Genomic DNA, 17,867 nt, shown 5'->3' with positions numbered 1-17,867 from the left:
CGTGTGCCTCTTTCTAGGCAAAATATATACTCCGCCATATTAAATTGTCAATTGACAAGTTAGAATGCCGCATACTCTTAACCATAAGAATGAGTATGATGCCATGTCATCCTTCCTCGCGTGTGACTTGGTAAGTTATAGTGGTACACAATTACAAGCGAGAAGTTCAAAGGTCAGATCGCTGTCGCATATCGACGTAGGTTCTAGACGGTCACGGAAAACGCATGGACCGGCCAAAGTCGAGCGACATTCTCTAATTCTGCAATTTCACCACGTTTCGAATGAGTGCTTTCGGCCCTCTAGAGGTCGTTACGAAGGGCTCCGTTCCCACCCGCAACTCGCCGTTCATTCTGGATGAGATGCACGACGGAGTCGGGGCCGAGAACGGCCTGTCTGATTCTGGCGATCGTCAGGCGGTAAGGTGACGTTCTCCGTCCGACCAAATCGCTTGATCGATGAAATGGTTGGGATGATGCTAAACTTCGGCGACTACTTGGCGAGCCACTCAGCATATGCCCGAATGTCAATCATGGGTACGGTACCGCTAAACTGCAGCTGCGCGATCAATTCGAACAGGAATGCCGTCGCCGGCCGGTTCTCCGGCTGAATTTCGTATTCGCCGGGTGTTGGCTGATAGACGAAATTGCCGTGTGCAGCGACGCAACCCATATTGAGCCGCCGGTTTCCCGCGCCTTTATACAAGGCTGCCTGAAGAGGTTCGCCGAGCGGAGGTTTCCAATCGGACTCGAAGGTCAGCAGCCCGCCGATGATGGGCACCGGTGGCTTTGGCGGATACACTCCGCCTGCGTGCGGGATCGGCAGGCTGGTACGATGCAACTTGCGGACCGATTCGACCTTTGTTTGAGCATATTCGACCTGATCCGCATTGATCGATTGCTTCGCTTCGAAGACAGCATAAACCGCCTCTGCTGGAACGATCTTGCTTCCCTCAAATAGGAAGATGAAAGGCGAGTACTGGCGGTCAAAAATAACAATGTCGATCTGCTGGCTGAAGTGATCTGTGCTATCGACGACGAAAGCCGTCTCGGCTTGATACCGCTTCGGTAGATAGTTTTGGAGCATCGTCAGCCAGGCTGTCTCACTAGCGTCACCCTTAGCAACGGGGTGCCCCATCAGATTTCGCGCTTTGTTTAAGCGTTCCTGCATGTCGGTATGTAGACCTTCGAGAAGACGGGGCAATGACCATTCTGTCATGACGTTGCTCCATCTTGAAAAGGTGGTGTCTCGACCATGTGCATTGCGATCTCGATGGCGCGGGCTGGTGCGATTGCGTGTCGCGGATAGGCGTCGAGAACAATCGTCGGCAACAGACGCTGCATGATGTCCGAGAAGGTAAAGCCGTGGGGGCTGTCCTTCCTTGGTCCGGTCGCCTGCACCAATTTGCCGATATCCGAAGCGGAGAAGCCTATCTCCGACAGGGCATGACTGAGCAGCGCCTGACGCTGCTCAGGGTTTGGGCGCGCGAAAGACAGGATATCCGCGGCGCGGCGCTTAATCGCCGGATCGAGCGCACTGAGGCGATTAGTGCACATGATGACGGCGGCGGGGAGCGCAGCGTTTGCGATCCGATCGATACCACGAATGAACGCATTTACGCCGGCGCGATCTTCATGGTGCATCTGGGCGTTCTCGCGCGACTGCGCGAGCGCATCGGCTTCGTCGACCAGCAAGATGACACCTCCACGCGCCCGCCCATTTGCGCCCTTCAGCTTAGTTGCCTCAGAAATCGTGTAGTCGAAGGCGGTCGTCACCAGCTGCGTCATTTCACCCACGCGCCCCTGCCCTCGCGCCGACAAGCTGAGTGGCAACAGCGATATCTCGATATCCTCCTGTCTCGCGACAGCATCACCAACCGTCTCGGCGAGTTCGGTCTTCCCCGAGCCGACGTCACCGGCAAGCACGACGAGCGGCGGCCTCCGCAAGACGGAGGTCAGCAGCGTCTTCATCTGCGGATGATTCTTTTTCGCCCATGTCTCAAGGCTGGTAGGGTTGACCAGCAAACCCAGTACCTTCGTTATCCGAGAGATCTGATCGTCGAGACCGACCAACCGAGCCAGTCGATCGCGTGCGGCAAAATCCGGGTAGCTGATGCGGCGCTCGAAAACGCTTTCGGTCGGTTTCATCGCGTTCATGTCAGGACCTCACAGTAGACCGGTTCAGCGCGCGGCCACCGGCTGAGTACATTTGGTCGCTACTGAAATAGCCCGATACGCCGGGCTCCGGCGCGTCACCGCGCGTGAAGGGCAGCGTCTTGCCGAGCGTATCACGCTCAGCTTGGGTCAGCGCGTAATAGGCGGGAGTATAGGTCATATACGAATAGAAGCTCGCCCCGACTACACTCGCGCCAGGCTTGATCTTTCCGGGATCATCATCGCTATGGCCTGTGCCGGACAATTCCTGCGCAGTGTAGCGCAGGGTCGGTTCGATCCACTGCTCGTTACGCCGGAAACCGTAGGTGACAGTTTCGACGTATTTGCCTTTCAGCATCGCGATCAATTCGCGCTCATAATTGCCGATCCGTTCGTCGGTCGGGTGATTGTAGAAGCGCTGCACGCGCTTCAAATCGGTCGCGACCTTGGCAGCGATATGCTGCGCGTGGGTAACGGTAAAGATGGTGGTGTCGGTGTAGGTAAAGCTCTGAGTCATTAGATCATACCTGAAAAGCTGTGCCGAAGACTTTTTGCCAGTAGTAGACCGTCTCGCCCTTGGTCGGCGCTGCCAGCGCCGCATCAATGGCGTCGCCCGCGTCCAGTGCGGCCTCGACGATCATCTCGATATTCTTCACCGTGTAGAGGCGGCTGACATTGTTCTGCGCGTTAACGGGGTCGATGATTTTCATCGGCTCAGAAAATGTGCCGACGGTATATGCAGGATAGTAGTCAGAAAATAGGATCTGTTCGCGGAAGTTGCTGGTCGCAATGTAGGTGAAAAATTGCTGCAGTGCCTCTGGGTAGTTTGAGAAATCCGCACCTTTATCCTGCAGGTGGGCGAGGATTAACTCGACCATAAAGGACTTGAAGCGGAAGCCGTCGCGCTCGCGCTTCATAACGCGAGTCCAGAATTTGACGAGCCGCACCACCTGGGCAAAATGTGTTTGTTGGGCTGCCTTCCGTTTGCGTGCAAATTCCAGATGCAGTGGGATGCTCGTTTTCAGGAAGCTGCCATCTTCCTGACTAACGAGATTCCCATACCATCGCAGGTCGCCGTCGTAGAGGATCGGTACGACATCGACGTCGAGGCCTGAGCCGCGAAACGAAACTGTCACACTGTAGGTCTGTGGCTGAACCTGATCGGGACTGAAATTCGGAAACGCCTTACGCAGGCGTTCGGCGAGATATTGAAGCAGCGCCTGCACATCCTGCGGCGCGTTGGCGCCACTGATATAGCAGGCCACGTCAATGTCGTTTAGTGACCGCAGGGCGGTTCCTTTGGCAAGACTGCCGGAAAGCAGCATTTTCCGTAGCGTGAAATCCGGGTGTTCTTGTAAGTAGCCTTCCAGCTTTTCGCGTAGTCGGCGCGCTTGGGCGCGATACTCGTCCGCCTGCTCTTTCGGTAGATTCACCTTCTCGGCAGCGAAGCGGACCAGGTCGGCGTGATCGACGTGGAGCAGGCTCATTTGTCAGTTTTCCTTTCCATGTCGAGTTCGCCATGTTATATATGTCGAGATATAAGCGATCAATAAAAGATCGTCAAGTACAACATGCCGGAGTCGACATGGCCGATGCACAGCCGCCCTCAGTGATATTTCAACAGCGATTGCGCCGTGCGCGCGAAATCCGCGGCTGGAGCCAGAGTGACCTCGCCACCGAAGCCGGCATGCCGCCCAGTTCGATCGCGCATTTCGAGACGGGCACGCGCAAGCCGTCCTTCGATACGCTGCGCAGGCTGGCGAACGCGCTCGATATGACCACTGATTTTCTGCTCGGCCGCGTTGAGGAGCCCGGCCTTGCAGAAGCCGGCGATCCGCTTTTCCGGGATGTCGGTAAGCTAAGTGCAAACGATCGCGAGATCGCGCGCGATTTCCTGAAAGTGCTTGCCGATCGCAACGCTAAAAAGGGGAATAGCGGTGGGTAAATTCCGCCTTTTGTTGGCAAAGCAGGGTGCGGAACAGTTTCTGACCGACGAAGGAATCGACACGTTGCCGGTCGACCCATTCGCCATTGCCGAGAGCCGCGACATCATTGTTCAGGGGAAGCCGCCAGAAGTTGAAGGCGTGTCCGGCATGCTGCACCGCTACGGCAACACCTTTGGCATCATGTATGCCACCAGTATCGCGTCGCCAGGCTTTCAGCGCTTTTCCGTCAGCCACGAGCTGGGCCACTACTTTTTGCCCGGACATATCGATCATGTCTTGCCGGTCGATGGCGTGCATGTCTCGCGAGCAGGATTCGTCACGGAGAATTCCTACGAGCTGGAAGCCGACCATTTCGCAGCCGGCCTGTTGATGCCGCGGAAACCATTTAAGAAGGCGCTTGCCGATCGCGTTCCAGACCTTTCTGTTATCAGAGAGATGGCCGAGCTGTGTGACACGTCCCTCACAGCCACTGCAATTCGCGTCGCAGAGTTGAGTGATGCCGCCGTGGCAGTGATCCTGAGTACGGGGACCACAGTTGACTATTGCTTCCGATCTGACGCGATGAAATCGCTGCCTAAGCTCGACTGGGTGCATAAGGATTCACCTGTGCCGGTTGGAACACCCACTTCACGTCTCGCGGCCGATGTCGGTCGCGTTCGTGCGGGTGGGGTGATCGAAGATGAGATCGATATCCGCGATTGGTTTGGTGGCACGCAGAAGGCTTTTGTTTCTGCCGAATCCATCGGTCTGGGTAATTATGGAAAGGTGCTCACCATTCTCAGTTCGCCGCATATCGGCCGGGAAGACGAGCCTTCTGACGAACAGGAAGAAGCGGATCTGATCGACAGCTGGAAGCCTAAGTTTCGTCGGTAGGGAAGTCGACGAATGTAGGAGCTGGAAACAGTTTCTCATTGCGTGCGGAGCGGCGGGTACGCAGATCTTGTGCAGTTAAACGTACACACCGACCTCCCTCGTCGGCACACCTAAGCAAGAACCCGAATTCGGCGAGCACAAGCGCAAAGTGCAACAAATCGACTTGAGAACGCAAGCCGACAAGCACCGAGAAGGTCGGCAACGTCTACTTTCGAACTAGGATAAGGTTTGCGTAAACGGCTGCAATGAAGGCGCAAAGCTGCCGGAATTCGGCGACCTATTGAGTGGCAGCTTTTTCAATTTGGCCGGTCAGAAGCGTCGAGGCAAGTTATACCCAATTGTGCTGCTGAGCTCGGCGCGATTGCTGAGTCTCACTCAACACCTCTTTCGAGTGCCGCAGTTATTTTCACAATGTGACATTGGTTATCAGCCCAATATCTTCCGGGTCTGGCACAGTAGCATTGAATATGTCTAGATAACTTTTCCGCTTTCGAGGCGATGCGCCCGAGGCTTCGACTTTTTCGTTCACAGCCTTCAATAATCGTTCTGCGCTCGGTTTAAGCTGCGCTTCGACTTCTTCAATCCGATCATGGATGTCAGTGGGAGGAGCTGCCGACTTCGTGTCACTCCCTGTTGAAGCTAATTTGACGTTCAGATTGACCGTCCTGCTATTTGTTTTTTTCCTGTCATCAGCGTTAGGAATTGACGGAGAATTGTTTGGGCCCGATTTATGCAGAGGTTCCTCATGCTTTTCAGGACGGGCGGGCAGGGGGCTAATTGTCTGCTCAACGGCCTGTTGCCCATCACTCGCGTATTCGCTCGTCAGTGCTGGAACTGCCCTATGAGGTAGATATTCAATCGTCGGCACATCAGGAACATGCGATTGCGAATAAGCTTCAGCGGCCTTGAAGGGCATGGTGTTGAAAAATCGCAGCTTGTCGCCATAGATCGGTCGTTGTCCTTCAACGAGCAAGATCATCTTGTTTTCTGGCATTTGCCGCACCTCTTGGGCCATCATTAGATCGCGTTCGCGGATTTGCTCAACTTTTGTTCGCCGAGGTAAACCCAGAATCTCGATCGTGCGGGATTCCGACTTGTAGCGGATAGTTCTTTTTCCAAGTGCACGCGATGCATATTCCGCTGTGGCCTGATCGTTGGCACCTAGCACAAGTTGATAACCACAGTTGCCGAGAAGGGAGTGTCGCGAAGTTTCCCCATAAATCTCGTCTAGATTTTTGAGATCCTGAATAATGATAGCTAGCTTGATATTATAACCAGCAACATAGGGAAGCTTCGTCATAATCTCATCCATCTTTTTAAGCTGTCGAAATTCATCCAGCAAAAAATAAACGGGAAGGGAATTGGGATCGTGTTCGAGTGTCAGAATGTTCATGACCTGCTGCACGAACAAAGTGAGAAGTGGGCGCAGGATCGTTATATCGGTAATATTTGGTGCGAGATAAATCGAGATAGACCGCCGTTTCATGGCGCTAATATCCATGTCGGTTATTTCTGTCGCGGCTACAATACGTTCATTTCGGAAGGGTCTAAACGCGTTCTGGATATCCAGTAGCGCAGATGCTGCCGCCCGCTCTGACAAAGCAAGAAATGCGTTAAAGCTTTCGACCGTATATTTTGAAAGGTTAGGCTCTTTTTCCTTGATGAACTTGATCTGCGCCTGAAGATCAACACCACTGTTCACGAAGGAAACGACTTCGCCGAGGTTGCGCCGTCCGTGATAATAGGGGCTCTCCAGAACATAGCTGATAATCCCGGCTACGACTTGTTGTGCCAAGCCCTGCCAGACTGAATTTTCAGAGCCTAGATTCTCAGGCACGAGAATGCTGGCGATATTTTGTATATCCGTGGTGCGATTACCGCGCTCGGGGCGCACAAAATCGAGAGGGTTATATCGATTTGTCGTTTCAGAGCCGGGGGCGAAGAGGAAAACCTGGCTACCGTTCTTCTTGCGATACCCTGCTGTCGCTTTGAAAATTTCGCCCTTCAAGTCGGATACGATCATTGACCCTTCATGCATGAGAGCGTTTGGAATGACATAACCCGCTCCTTTTCCCGATCGTGTAGGGCCGATAATCAGATGATGGCGACTGTCGGCCGCTCGCAGCACATTTCGGCCGAACCGACCGAATATATGCCCTTTCTTGCGGAACCACTTGCCGCGACGAAGGCCCATGACGTCTTGAAAAGCTGCATCGCCCAAGGGGTTTTCGTAGCTTCTGAGACCAAGATAGCCCGCAAAGACCGCGGCTGCGATGGCAGGCAATAGGGCCCCGATGGCAATGCGCTGCAGAGTTGAGTTGGACGCATAGGCCCAGACTTGCTGAAGCGGAGCAAAAGGATTCTCGGTGATGGTAATATTCAAAATTCGGCTGTCTTGATAAATGACTCCGAGTACGACTCCGTAAGCCGAGGTCCAGACCAAGAATGCGATGCCAGCACAGAATATTAGATAAACCGCTTTGTATCCCTTGCTCATGGCTCCTCGTTTCGCGCAAAAAATATCTCCGATACGCCTCGTTTTCCGCCGTCTCGGCGCAACTGGATGACAATGGGGATGACCATTCGAATGTACGACATGAGGTCATGCTTCGAGTAGCCGCCCGATAGCCCGGCTTGTTGCATCATCATGGCGAGCTGTTCGTATGCTCCTTGCGGAGTATCGGCATGAACGGTCGACATAGAACCTGGATGACCGGTGTTGATGGCGCGAAGAAATGAAAACGCTTCAGCACCACGGATCTCGCCAACGAATAACCGGTCAGGACGCATACGAAGGGACGATTCAAGCAAGTGCTGAATTGTAACGTCAGCCGTGCCCTGTCCGCCTTTCGAGGCTACCAGATGAACGCGGTTCTCCTGGGGCGGTAACAGCTCGCGGGTGTCTTCCAGCGTGATAATTCGTTCCTTTGGATGGACAGATTTCAGGCAGGCATTCAGAAAGGTAGTCTTTCCCGATGATGTACCGCCGCTAATCAGGATCGAAACCCGTTGCGTAATGGCCGTGTTGAGAAAATCGAAAATTCTGTTTTGCTTCAGATGCTCGATCAGCAGTCGGTCAATATCACTAAGCCCACCAACAGCCACGGAAACCTTGTCCAGCGAACCGCTATCCCTGTATTCTTCCAAGCTGAAATTGCTAACGACCTGCTTGCGGATCGATATCGAGCCGCCATCCGGTGCAGCAGGTGGAAGAACCACCTGAATGCGCTCGCCAGTCGGAAGCGCTGCGCTCAGGATTGGCGCGGATTTACTGATAAACTGATCAGTCGCACCCGCAACGCGCTCACCGATATTCTGAATCTCCGCCGATGAAAGCGCATGAACCTCGCGGAACTCCATGTGATCGGCACCAAGTCGCTCGATATAGACGTGACCTGGTTTGTTGACGGCTATTTCCACGACCTTTGGATCGTTGAGAAATGGCCGCAGTGGCTCAAGTGCTCGATCTAAAAAGTAATATCTGCTTTGTGTGGCTGCTGCCGCACTATTTGCCCCTGCGTTCACGTTGAATTTCCTTCATCGCTTCTGTTACGGGATCGTCGTACATGGCCGAAAAATCGAGGTCCTGACGCACAAATATGAAAATGCGTTCGCCTTGATGGACGCTGATTGTCGGCTTGATGCGCAAGTTCTCGCTCAGTGCGGTATTTGCCATTTGGGAGAAAGTGTCGGCGATCGTCTCGCGGGCTAGTTCTTCACTCCGTTTCGCATCATCGTTGTTACGACCGAAGGCTTCACCGCTGCCGAAACCTGTCAGATAGCTTGCGCCGGCGCCGACCATGGACAACATGATGGAAGCCCCGAACCGTTCACGCCATTTTTTATCGACGATACCGGTCAGACCCGATCGGCCAAGGCTGTCAGTTCCCATGGAATTCAGTCGTACGCTTACACCATCATCCCTAAGCAAGCGGGTCCAGACTACGAAAACGCGGGTCTGGCCTGTCATGACGTCGCTTTGATATTCACCAATGAGGCGGGTGCCGGTCGGAATCAGAATGCGACGACCATCAAAACTGTAGACGTCTTCAGAGGTGATTGCGCGAACCTGGCCCGGCAGATCGCTTACGATCGATGTTTCGAGGATACCGGGTATCATCGTTCCTTCCGGCACAACTGCATCGATGCGCTTGATTTTCGTAGCCTTGGCATTACGGTCGGCCATTGCCGAGGCCGTCGCCAGAAACTTGCTGTTTCTGTCTTCGCCAGCAACAGTCGGTGTTCCTTCGCCACTATCGCCACCAAGTCCCCCATTTGCTCCGCCTGATCGCGCTTGATCCATCTGAATAAGTTTGGATTTGAACCGGTCTGGAAATTCTTCAACGATCTCCGGCGTGGGTGCCTGATCGGGTTCCTTCACCGCGACTGTCGGCGGGGGCGGGGGAGGGACATTAAATGTCGTGGTGTCGACTTTCTCCGGCTCCGGTGGCGGTGGAGGCGGCGGGATATTGATGATGTTGGGTTCGGGCGCAGCAGGAGGCTGATCCTGGTCGCGCACGAAAGACGGCGGTCTGAACGACGTGGTGCTGAACTCCTCGTCACCGCGCACGAGATCGCGCGGCTTCTGCGAAGGTTGTTTGAGAACAAAATAAGCCATAGCTACACCTGCAAGCAGAAATACCGCCATCGCAGCCGTCTGATTCCGCTTTGCATTCTTGTTGCTGACTCCGGCGTCATCTGCAGACGCCAGTGCTTCCAGTTCGGGAGACTGTTTCATCAGTTGCCGCTCCTTCTCCGCTTGGTTGCCACTTGATCAGGCGCAGGACCCATGATGTCGGGATCGGGTGCGCCAAAATCCAGCTTTCTAAGGTTGAAGATGCAGATCCACTGATCACCGTCGCGGAGGGTGTATTGAGTTGCCGTGCCATCCACGACCAGATATTCGCCTTCCTTGCGGAAGTTACGCAATGTTTCGGAAAAATCGCTGTTCACAGCAAGGCGTCACGACACGAAAGTGGCGAATCTGTCCGACTTTTAAGAACGTATCCGGAACTCAGGTTGGTTTGACCGTGGTTGTCGTTGCTTTTTCGGCCTTGAGAGCTTCGTAGAGGGCGGTTTTCCCTATTTTCACGCGGGCCGCGGCTTCCCGGACGTTCAAACCGGCCGCCAGATGCTGGCGGGCTTTGGCAAGTTTGTCCGGGGTTACGACGACTTGTCGGCCACCGCGTCGGCCGCGTTCCTCTGCGGCTTGCAGACCGGCACGTGTTCGTTCCCGGATCAGATCGCGCTCGAACTGTGCCAGCGCGCCGAACAGGTGGAAGACCAGGCGACCGCCGGATGTCGTGGTGTCGATGTTTTCGGTGATGGATCGGAAGCCGACGCCTTTGGCCTCCAGTTCGGTGATGATCTCGATGAGGTGCTTCATCGACCGGCCGAGGCGGTCGAGCTTCCAGACTGTGAGCGTGTCGCCGTCGCGAACGTAGCGGATCGCCTCAGCCAATCCGGGGCGGTCAGTCTTCACGCCGGATGCCTTATCCTCGAACAGCCTTTCACAACCTGCTTTGCGCAAAGCGTCGAGTTGCAGGGCGGTGTCCTGCTCGCCGGTGGAGACCCTTGCATAGCCGATAGAGGTCATGAGACGTGGTTTGTCCGTTTTTCCGTTGAATTCGGACATTGTCCGATTTGCCGTTTCATGACAAGGTTTGCGGACAAGAACTGTGGATGCCGCGAAACGTTCGTTTGTCGGACACGCATTTTCCGTTTCGCTGCACTCTCCGCGGCGAAACGGGAAGATCAGAGAATGGCGCGAAGAGCATTACTGAGCGAGGCATGGTGGCAACAGGCGACGATCATCCCGGATAACGAAAGGGAGATCGCCAAACATTACACGCTGGATCGATCGGATCTCGACCTGATCATGCGACAGAACAAGGCCTCGAACAGACTGGGCCTCGCCTGTGTTCTGGCCACGCTACGATACCCTGGCCGACCGCTTGCGGATGGCGAGGTCCTGCCGGCTGGCGTCTTACGATTTCTGGCGCGGCAGATCGGCGTCGATCACCATGAGATCGATCGTTATTTCGAGCGCCCACAGACGCGGCGCGAGCATCTGGCCCTGCTTTTCTACAGAATGCAGATGCGTCCGTTTGTGCCTTCGGACGTGCGGGCACTCACAGGCTGGCTGACACCTGCCGCGCAAACCCTGCGCCAGGCCGATGTATTGGCGGATATGGTCGTGGAAGAACTGCGACGCAGCAGGAGAATTCTTTTGCCAGCGCGGCCAGCGCTCGAAGCCATCATTCATGTGGCAATCAGGCGCGGCATTCGTATTGCTCATCGGGCCTTGGCCGGCGGGATCTCAGAAGGCCAAAAGCTCGATCTGGACAAGCTTCTCGATCCGCGTGAGGGGACAAGCGTGACCATTCTTGCCTGGGCGAGAACGCCGGCATTGTCGCCAGCCGCCGTCAACCTCGACAGAATTGCCGAGCGCATTCGTTTTCTCCGGTCTCTGAACCTGCCGACGACGTTGATGGATCGAATTCCGGCCAAGGTCTTTGACGAATTTGCTGCAGAGGGGACGCGAATGAGCGCGCAGCATCTGCGCGACCTTAACACCGAACGCCGACATGCTGTCCTGGCTGCAACAGTGCTCCACCTTTCCCGCCATCTCACCGATTGCGCGATCGACATGTTCAAGAAACTCATGGGCATCCTGACGCGGCGAGCCAATAACCAGGCGGCTGCTCGCGTCACCCGATCCGTTCGGGAAGTGCAGACGCCGTTGAAGGACGTTTCAAAAGTCTGCCATGCGATCATCAAGGCCAGAGAGAAGGGTGAGGACATGGCCAAAGCGCTTGATCTGGTCATCCAATGGCCAGCTTTTGCAACCAGTGTCCAGGCGGTTGATACGCTGATCGCGCCGGATGTTATCGACGGTAAAATCGAAATGCTCCAGCGCTATCCGACGATCAGGAAACTGGCGCCACAGTTTCTCTCCACTCTCGTGTTCCGCGGTCACGCAGTGGCGGCGAACCTCTTGCGGGCGCTATCCGTGGTCGCGGGTCTATATCGTACGGGCAAAAGGACCATACCCGACAAGGCACCGATCTCCTTTGCGCCGAAGGGCTGGATGCCTCTCATACTCAAAGATGGAAAGATTGATCGCAGGGCTTATGAGCTTTGCCTTTTCAGCGAATTGAAGCGCCGGCTCGATGCGGGCGATATCTGGGTGGAAGGAGCCAAACGCTTCCAGTCTTTCGAAAGCTTTCTCATTCCCACGCCGACATTCGAGCTGATGCGTGAGGAAGGAGCGCTTCCAATCGCCGTTGATACCGATGTCGAGACTTATCTTCGCCAACAGCGCCAGCTGCTGAACGATGGACTGGCTGACCTCTCGCGTCTGGCCGCAGCCGGCGAGCTCGACGATGTAGAACTGACCGGGGCGGGGTTTAGCGTCACGCCGCACAAGGCTATGTTTCCGGATATCGCCAAGTCGCTGAAGCTAAAGGTGGAAAGCCGTCTGCCTGCGATCCGCATCACTGACCTTTTGCTCGAGGTTGACGCCCGAACGGAATTTTCGAACGCCTTTACCCATTTGCGCAGCGGTCGGACGGCCGACAACAAGCTTGCGCTCCTCACCGCCATCCTGGCGGACGGCATCAATCTCGGTCTCACGAGAATGGCGGACGTTTCCCCCGGCATTACGATGCGCCAACTCGCCTGGGCGCACGACTGGCATATTCGCGAGGAAGGTTACACGGCCGCGCACGCCATTCTCGTCAACGCCCAGAGGCAATTGCCTCTGGCAAGCTTGTGGGGCGATGGAACAACGTCATCCTCCGATGGCCAGTATTTTCCGGCGGGCGGACACGCCGAGGCGATCGGCGACCTCAACGGCCGCTATGGTCCCAACCCCGGCGCCAAATTCTACCGGTTCACCTCTGACCAGTACGGCGCTTTCTACATCATCGCCATGAATGCCAATGCGAGCGAAGCCATCTATGTCCTCGATGGACTGCTCTATCATGGCAGCGATCTCGCCATCGAAACCCACTATGTCGATACCGGGGGGTAAGCGATATGAGCTTCGCCCTTTGCCATCTCGTTGGTTTCCAGATTGTGCCTCGGCTGCGCGGTCTCAAGGATCGCAAGCTCTATCTCTTCCCGGGCGACGCGCCTCCCGAAAACCTGGCGCCGCTCGTTGGCGAGCACATCAACGTCGAGCGGATCAAGGCAAACTGGAACGACATCCTGCGGCTGGTCACGACGATCCGTTCCGGGCAGGTTCGGCCTTCGACCCTGTTGGCAAAGCTGTCCGCATTCCCACGCCAGAACGGACTGGCGTTGGCGCTACGCGATCTCGGTCGCATCAATCGGTCCATCTTTCTGCCCCAGTGGTGGCAGAACCCCGAAATGCGCAGGAACGCGACGGCCGGCCTCAACAAGAGCGAATCCCAGAACACCTTGGCCCGCGCACTGTTCTTCAATCGCCTCGGAGAATTGCGCGACCGGACTTTCGAGAGCCAGTTCTACCGAGCATCTGGACTGAACCTGCTAATCAACGCCATCGTCTACTGGAACACACTCTATCTCGAACCGGCGTTCGCCGAGCTCAACCGCGAGGGCATTCCCACGCCGCTTGACATCATCAAACACATTACCCCACTCGGCTGGCAGCACATCAGTCTCACCGGCGATTACATCTGGACCCCAACAGACGGCGTTGATCTCAGGCCATTGCGGCGCGAAACATCTATCCTCGCAGCGTGATCACCATACGTTCTCAAAAGTCGGACAGATCCAACACTTTCGTGTCGTGACGCCCTATCGTATCTAAAGTCTCGGTGCGTTTTTCAATCGAACCTGACGACGAGCTGCTCATTTCGGCAGTCCGTTCTCGTCATATAGTTCATCGTGGTTCGAAGTCTGGTGCGTGTTTGCAGGCCTTCCCTTAAGCGCCAGCGCCCAGACTTCATCCCATGTGCCCTGGCCGTTCTGCGAAATTGGCACGATCGCGGCAATAGGATCGTCAGCTCGACAGATGACAACCTCGTCATCGCGCAAAACGAAGTCAATCAGTTCGTCAAATCGCTCCGCTGCCTCGGCAATGTCCACGAATACCTTCACCACCACTGCCCTTACCAGACGCGCTCATGCAGAATCGCGTCGAACGCCAGATCCGTCGAGATGAAAGTGCAGTGCTCAAGCCGCGCCTGAGCGGCAAGAATCCGGTCCCACGGATCGCGATGTTCCCAATCAAAATTTGCTGCAAGTTCGGCATGCAGATCGGTGATGGCTAGTGTTTGCAGGCCGCTTTCCGTGACGGCTGCCCGCAGTTCCTGGGGCTTGAGATCAAGCTTGTTCAGGCGCATCTTGTTGTCCAGCTCATAGAACGTGACCGCACTGACGAGGATAGCATTTGCCTTGTCCTCGATCAGCGATCGTGCCTTCGTGGACAGGCGATCACTACCGATTGTCCACCAGTAGACGGCGTGGCTGTCGAGCAGGATTTTCATTGCGTGTTTTCGCTATTGTTGGATTTGCCTTGCCAGACGCCGGTATCATCATTCCAGTCTCCGGCATCGATCGCCGCCTGCTCTGCATCAACTGTATCGAACAGGTTGTCGGGCAGGCCACGATGGCGCAACAGGCCAAAAGGGCGCTTGCCACCGTCCGCTGCTGGACCGATGCGGGCGTAAACTTCGTTGCCACGCATGATGACGATCTCTTCGCCCTGGTTGGCGCGATCGAGGACTTCGGCGAAATTCTTGCGGGCTTCGCTGATCTTGTAGCTTGTCTGGGGCATCGGGACCTCCGAAATTGGTCGTACGCCATTGATACCATTGTTTTACAGCGCGTACAAGTGCCTCGTACAAATAACCTCCGATAAGCTGTACTTATCAGATGTTAGAAACCCGTATGGTTAACGTCACAGTAACGAAAGCAAGAGCTATATTCGGTTTCGTATATCGATATTTGTATAATATATTAAATAGGTTAGCTTTTGAAAAGCCTTCCAATGCCGATAGAAATTCCAGGTAAGCGGGGCAGGTATGGTGGCAGTGCCATTTTACCGGGCAATTGCACGCAGTATCGCAATCTATCATAATCCGGTCTTTGACAGAAGATTGCTTACAATTGCATTTTGAAGAAGGCGCGGATGATAGAGCTCGATATTGATAGTTTGGATGAAGACATGTTGACGGCACTGAACCGTCGCATCGTTGAGCGATTGCAGTTTCTCCATCAACAAAAGACAGCCGCTGTGCTGCAGGAGATCAAGCTCGGCAGTGGCGTGATGTTTGAAGGGCCAGATGGTACGATGGTTCGAGGCTTTGTTATTCGTCGCAATCGCAAGACAGTGACGGTGCACACGGATGACGACAAACAGTGGAATGTTTCACCGTCGTTACTGAGCTTAACGGGCGGTCATATTATGGTAAAGCACCAACAAGAGCAGGGCAGGTGGTCCCATTCTCAAAGCCTGGCCGTCGTAAGTAAGTAGGATCAGGCTTTTGCGATAATGAGAGCTGCAAGCTCCGGGGTCGTTGGCCGTTGAGTGGGCACGCCAAGCCGGTCGCCGAGGTAGTGCCAGAAGGAAAGCCCGAGTTTCTTGCAGGTCTTCATAAGACCCAGCATGGTATCGCGGGCGATACGTCCATCCCGGCTCATGGTGCCGCCGGAGATTTTTCGTTTAGTGACGCAGCTGCGCAGATCATTCTCGGAAGCATTGGTGTGCAACGGGATTTCTGGTCGTTCGAGAACTTTCAGCAATTCCTGTTTACGACGCAGTAAGCGTGCCAGAAGCTTATCCAGATCAGTATATCCGGTGCGGATGGAAAAGATCCGATCGAACCTGACTTCAAGGGCCTGAGCTGCACGTCGGCTGGGACTTCGGGCAAAGTCTTTCAAAAGCTTGTAAAAGAGCCAGATGAGTTTGCGCAGCATTTCGACATGTTCCATCTGCTGTGGTTTTGCTGGCATCAGCTTGTGCAACAAGCGTTCAGCATGCACCCAGCACAGGGCATGGTCTCCCACCCGGAACTGCCCCGCATCGTCAGAGACAATCACCGTATTGCCCATAAGCCCGTGATATCGGATAGCTCCCCATAGACCAGCTTCGCTGACAATTCGAAGTACATCTTTGTCGAAGATATCAACGCCGTTGCTGAGCAGATGCTCAAGAAACGGCACCTGATTGGGAAAGTGCTGTGGTTTGCGGGTTCGCAAGAGCGCTATGATTGCAGGATCGGTGTTACGGGCCAGCAAATAATCAAAAGCCGCATCGTTGAGAACATAATCCCGGTAATTACCGCGTAGCAGAGCGAGAAAGTTCAGCCGTGATTTCGTCTTTGTGGTTCGAAAGACGCTAAAATGCGCGTTGCCGATATGAGTAGTATAGAAGCTATCGCGGGCATGTCGGGCACCGGTGTCGTCGACCGTCACATAGGCGGCTGACACCAGACCAGCATATAGAACTGCCGCATCTTCAGCCACAAACCCATCCATCTTCTTTGTCAGCAGACGAACAACCTGTCGTTTCGAGATGTCCACGCCGATATCGTTCAACAGCGTCGATAGTCGTTCCATCGTCACCTGGCCCTGTGCGTGCAGCATGAAACAGAGCCGCCGCAGATTAGGTCCGTAACCTCCGACGATTCCTGTAGGCAGCGGCGCAAGAATTGTTTTACCGTCCGGTGTCACCCAACATTCGCGCCGGTAATGAATAATCTCAGCGCGCAAAACCACATCCCGAACGTAACAGCTTTTGTAACCTTTAAAGCGTGATCCAGCCGGAGCATTGGCATGAAGAACAACATCACGGTCAACGCGTTCGACATCCCGTTTTGGTCCACGTGGTTTCTTTTTGCTTGGCTGTTTATCCTGCGCCTTCGCGTCTGTGGCCTTGTCCATGCCTGACGGTTTGAACGGTGGTCGTGGTGGCAGGTTTTTCAGCCGCGCAATTTCATCGCGAAGCAGTTGATTCTCGACTTTAAGCTGGGTGTTTTCCAGACGAAGCTCGGCATTCTCCTTACGGAGTGCTGCATTCTCAGCTTCCAGTCTCTCAAGCCGAGCCTCTGCATGTTCTGCTTTCTCAACCAGACCTGTGACCAGACTGCGCAACGCATTCAGTGAAAGCGTATCAGCATGCTTGGGCGAGGGAAGCGTTCTCTTCGGCATCTCAACAGAGAATCATGATTTGCCAAAATCAGGAATCCCATAGGCATGAAATATCGATGCGAAACTCGCGATATGCACAGTGTTTGATATTTCTGACTTCGACTCAAAATCAAAAGAACTGCCAACAAATATGCCCCGGTTACAAATTCCAATCGGAGCCACCGAAAGGCTCTGCCGAACCAGAACTGCGCTGCGTTTGCGGATCGGAATCTCATACAGGCCGCTCTGATGGCACGCCGGAAGAATAGCAGGGTGCGCGTCGAGCGAAATGGCGGCGTCAGCTTGTCAACAGATCATCGCACCGCCAAGGCGGACCGGCGAGGGGAGGCGGGAGTTTCCGACGGCGAATGGGGCAGCTGCTTCCCTGTCTGAAGTCCTCAAGGCCTTTGCCCGATCCGGGAATTACTGCTGGAATTTGTTGTTCGTCGCTCGATCAAGCCGGAGCCCCAATGCGAAGGCACGCGGTGCGGCATGGCTTCGTCAGGATCGACGCGGTGTTATTTCCCGCGCATCAAAGCTAGACTGAAGGCGTTTAAAGTTCAGGGAGGAATACCGGTGCCGAAATTTCTTGCCGTGTATACGATGAAGCCTGAAGACCTCGCATCCTTTCGACGCCTGTCAAAAGCGGAGCAGGATGCGGTCGATGCGAAGGGAATAGCACAGTGGATGGCATGGGAAGAACGCCATGCCGCTGTCATCCTTGATCGCGGCGGCATGGTGAGGAAGACAACCCGTGTGACAAAACATGGCATAACGG

14 protein-coding genes and 4 pseudogenes are annotated in these 17,867 nt (G+C 54.8%); 5 read left to right on the top strand and 13 right to left on the bottom strand.

What is annotated here, in order from left to right; translation table 11 throughout:
- Positions 1 to 489 precede the first annotated feature (489 nt).
- Genes MKS82_RS00095 through MKS82_RS00080 form a run of 4 tightly spaced genes read right to left on the bottom strand, consistent with a single transcriptional unit; the run spans position 490 to position 3,637 of the window.
- Positions 490 to 1,215, bottom strand: a complete 726-nt coding sequence (locus MKS82_RS00095; protein WP_140905777.1) for a DUF6602 domain-containing protein — start codon at positions 1,213 to 1,215, stop codon at positions 490 to 492.
- Positions 1,212 to 2,153 (bottom strand): AAA family ATPase, encoded by a 942-nt coding sequence (locus tag MKS82_RS00090; RefSeq protein WP_140905778.1) that lies wholly within the window; start codon positions 2,151 to 2,153, stop codon positions 1,212 to 1,214. Before MKS82_RS00090 ends, MKS82_RS00095 begins: the two co-directional genes overlap by 4 nt.
- Position 2,154: 1 nt before the next feature.
- Entirely contained in the window at positions 2,155 to 2,667 is a 513-nt protein-coding gene (locus MKS82_RS00085; RefSeq protein ID WP_140905779.1) for an HORMA-1 domain-containing protein, read from the bottom strand.
- A gap of 4 nt (positions 2,668 to 2,671) precedes the next feature.
- Positions 2,672 to 3,637, bottom strand: a complete 966-nt coding sequence (locus MKS82_RS00080) for a CBASS oligonucleotide cyclase (RefSeq protein WP_140905780.1) — start codon at positions 3,635 to 3,637, stop codon at positions 2,672 to 2,674.
- A gap of 98 nt (positions 3,638 to 3,735) precedes the next feature.
- Here MKS82_RS00080 and MKS82_RS00075 point away from each other — a divergent pair, with 98 nt between their 5' ends.
- Together MKS82_RS00075 and MKS82_RS00070 are read left to right on the top strand one after the other, a co-directional pair.
- Positions 3,736 to 4,095 carry a helix-turn-helix domain-containing protein gene (locus MKS82_RS00075; protein WP_240578216.1) on the top strand — a complete coding sequence of 120 codons (360 nt, stop codon included), beginning with the start codon at positions 3,736 to 3,738 and terminating at the stop codon, positions 4,093 to 4,095.
- Positions 4,088 to 4,969 (top strand): ImmA/IrrE family metallo-endopeptidase, encoded by an 882-nt coding sequence (locus tag MKS82_RS00070; protein ID WP_240578215.1) that lies wholly within the window; start codon positions 4,088 to 4,090, stop codon positions 4,967 to 4,969. The genes MKS82_RS00075 and MKS82_RS00070 overlap by 8 nt, the downstream gene beginning before the upstream one ends.
- Positions 4,970 to 5,375: 406 nt before the next feature.
- Here MKS82_RS00070 and MKS82_RS00065 read toward each other — a convergent pair whose 3' ends face one another.
- The 5 genes and pseudogenes from MKS82_RS00065 to MKS82_RS00045 all read right to left on the bottom strand — a co-directional run bounded on the left by MKS82_RS00065 (position 5,376) and on the right by MKS82_RS00045 (position 10,565).
- A complete protein-coding gene (locus MKS82_RS00065; protein WP_240578214.1) occupies positions 5,376 to 7,466 on the bottom strand; it encodes a type IV secretory system conjugative DNA transfer family protein in 2,091 nt (696 codons plus the stop codon).
- A complete protein-coding gene (virB11, locus tag MKS82_RS00060) occupies positions 7,463 to 8,494 on the bottom strand; it encodes a P-type DNA transfer ATPase VirB11 (protein ID WP_240578213.1) in 1,032 nt (343 codons plus the stop codon). The genes MKS82_RS00065 and virB11 overlap by 4 nt, the downstream gene beginning before the upstream one ends.
- The gene (virB10, locus tag MKS82_RS00055) at positions 8,475 to 9,707 is read right to left on the bottom strand and encodes a type IV secretion system protein VirB10 (RefSeq protein ID WP_240578212.1); all 1,233 of its coding nucleotides are present in this window, start codon (positions 9,705 to 9,707) and stop codon (positions 8,475 to 8,477) included. The genes virB11 and virB10 overlap by 20 nt, the downstream gene beginning before the upstream one ends.
- Positions 9,707 to 9,925, bottom strand: a pseudogene (locus MKS82_RS00050) (conjugal transfer protein TrbG); the annotation flags it as partial. The gene virB10 and the pseudogene MKS82_RS00050, both read right to left, overlap by 1 nt.
- A 58-nt stretch (positions 9,926 to 9,983) precedes the next feature.
- On the bottom strand, positions 9,984 to 10,565 hold the full coding sequence (locus MKS82_RS00045) for a recombinase family protein (protein WP_109614887.1): 582 nt from the start codon (positions 10,563 to 10,565) through the stop codon (positions 9,984 to 9,986).
- Positions 10,566 to 10,730: 165 nt separating this feature from the next.
- On the opposite strand from MKS82_RS00045, the pseudogene MKS82_RS00040 reads away from it, so the two are divergent.
- A pseudogene (locus tag MKS82_RS00040) lies at positions 10,731 to 13,699 on the top strand (Tn3 family transposase).
- A gap of 108 nt (positions 13,700 to 13,807) precedes the next feature.
- On the opposite strand, the gene MKS82_RS00030 reads toward MKS82_RS00040, so the two are convergent.
- The 3 genes from MKS82_RS00030 to MKS82_RS00020 are packed head-to-tail and all read right to left on the bottom strand — an operon-like array spanning position 13,808 to position 14,735.
- Entirely contained in the window at positions 13,808 to 14,056 is a 249-nt protein-coding gene (locus MKS82_RS00030) for a type II toxin-antitoxin system Phd/YefM family antitoxin (RefSeq protein WP_235894976.1), read from the bottom strand.
- Positions 14,057 to 14,067: 11 nt separating this feature from the next.
- A complete protein-coding gene (locus MKS82_RS00025; RefSeq protein WP_006469785.1) occupies positions 14,068 to 14,445 on the bottom strand; it encodes a type II toxin-antitoxin system VapC family toxin in 378 nt (125 codons plus the stop codon).
- The gene (locus MKS82_RS00020) at positions 14,442 to 14,735 is read right to left on the bottom strand and encodes a type II toxin-antitoxin system Phd/YefM family antitoxin (protein WP_024897005.1); all 294 of its coding nucleotides are present in this window, start codon (positions 14,733 to 14,735) and stop codon (positions 14,442 to 14,444) included. Before MKS82_RS00020 ends, MKS82_RS00025 begins: the two co-directional genes overlap by 4 nt.
- Before the next feature lie 354 nt (positions 14,736 to 15,089).
- Here MKS82_RS00020 and MKS82_RS00015 point away from each other — a divergent pair.
- Positions 15,090 to 15,430, top strand: a pseudogene (locus tag MKS82_RS00015) (hypothetical protein).
- Between the two features lie 6 nt (positions 15,431 to 15,436).
- On the opposite strand, the gene MKS82_RS00010 reads toward MKS82_RS00015, so the two are convergent.
- Positions 15,437 to 17,110 carry an IS66 family transposase gene (locus MKS82_RS00010; RefSeq protein WP_240578209.1) on the bottom strand — a complete coding sequence of 558 codons (1,674 nt, stop codon included), beginning with the start codon at positions 17,108 to 17,110 and terminating at the stop codon, positions 15,437 to 15,439.
- 555 nt (positions 17,111 to 17,665) lie between these two features.
- Between MKS82_RS00010 and MKS82_RS00005 the strand changes: the two are divergent.
- Positions 17,666 to 17,867 (top strand): annotated as a pseudogene (locus MKS82_RS00005) (hypothetical protein); the annotation flags it as partial.

Source organism: Ochrobactrum sp. A-1, assembly GCF_022488005.1.
Classification (GTDB): Bacteria; Pseudomonadota; Alphaproteobacteria; order Rhizobiales; family Rhizobiaceae; genus Brucella.
Note: the sequence above shows the minus strand (reverse complement) of the source record. Positions and strands in the feature narration are given on the sequence as shown.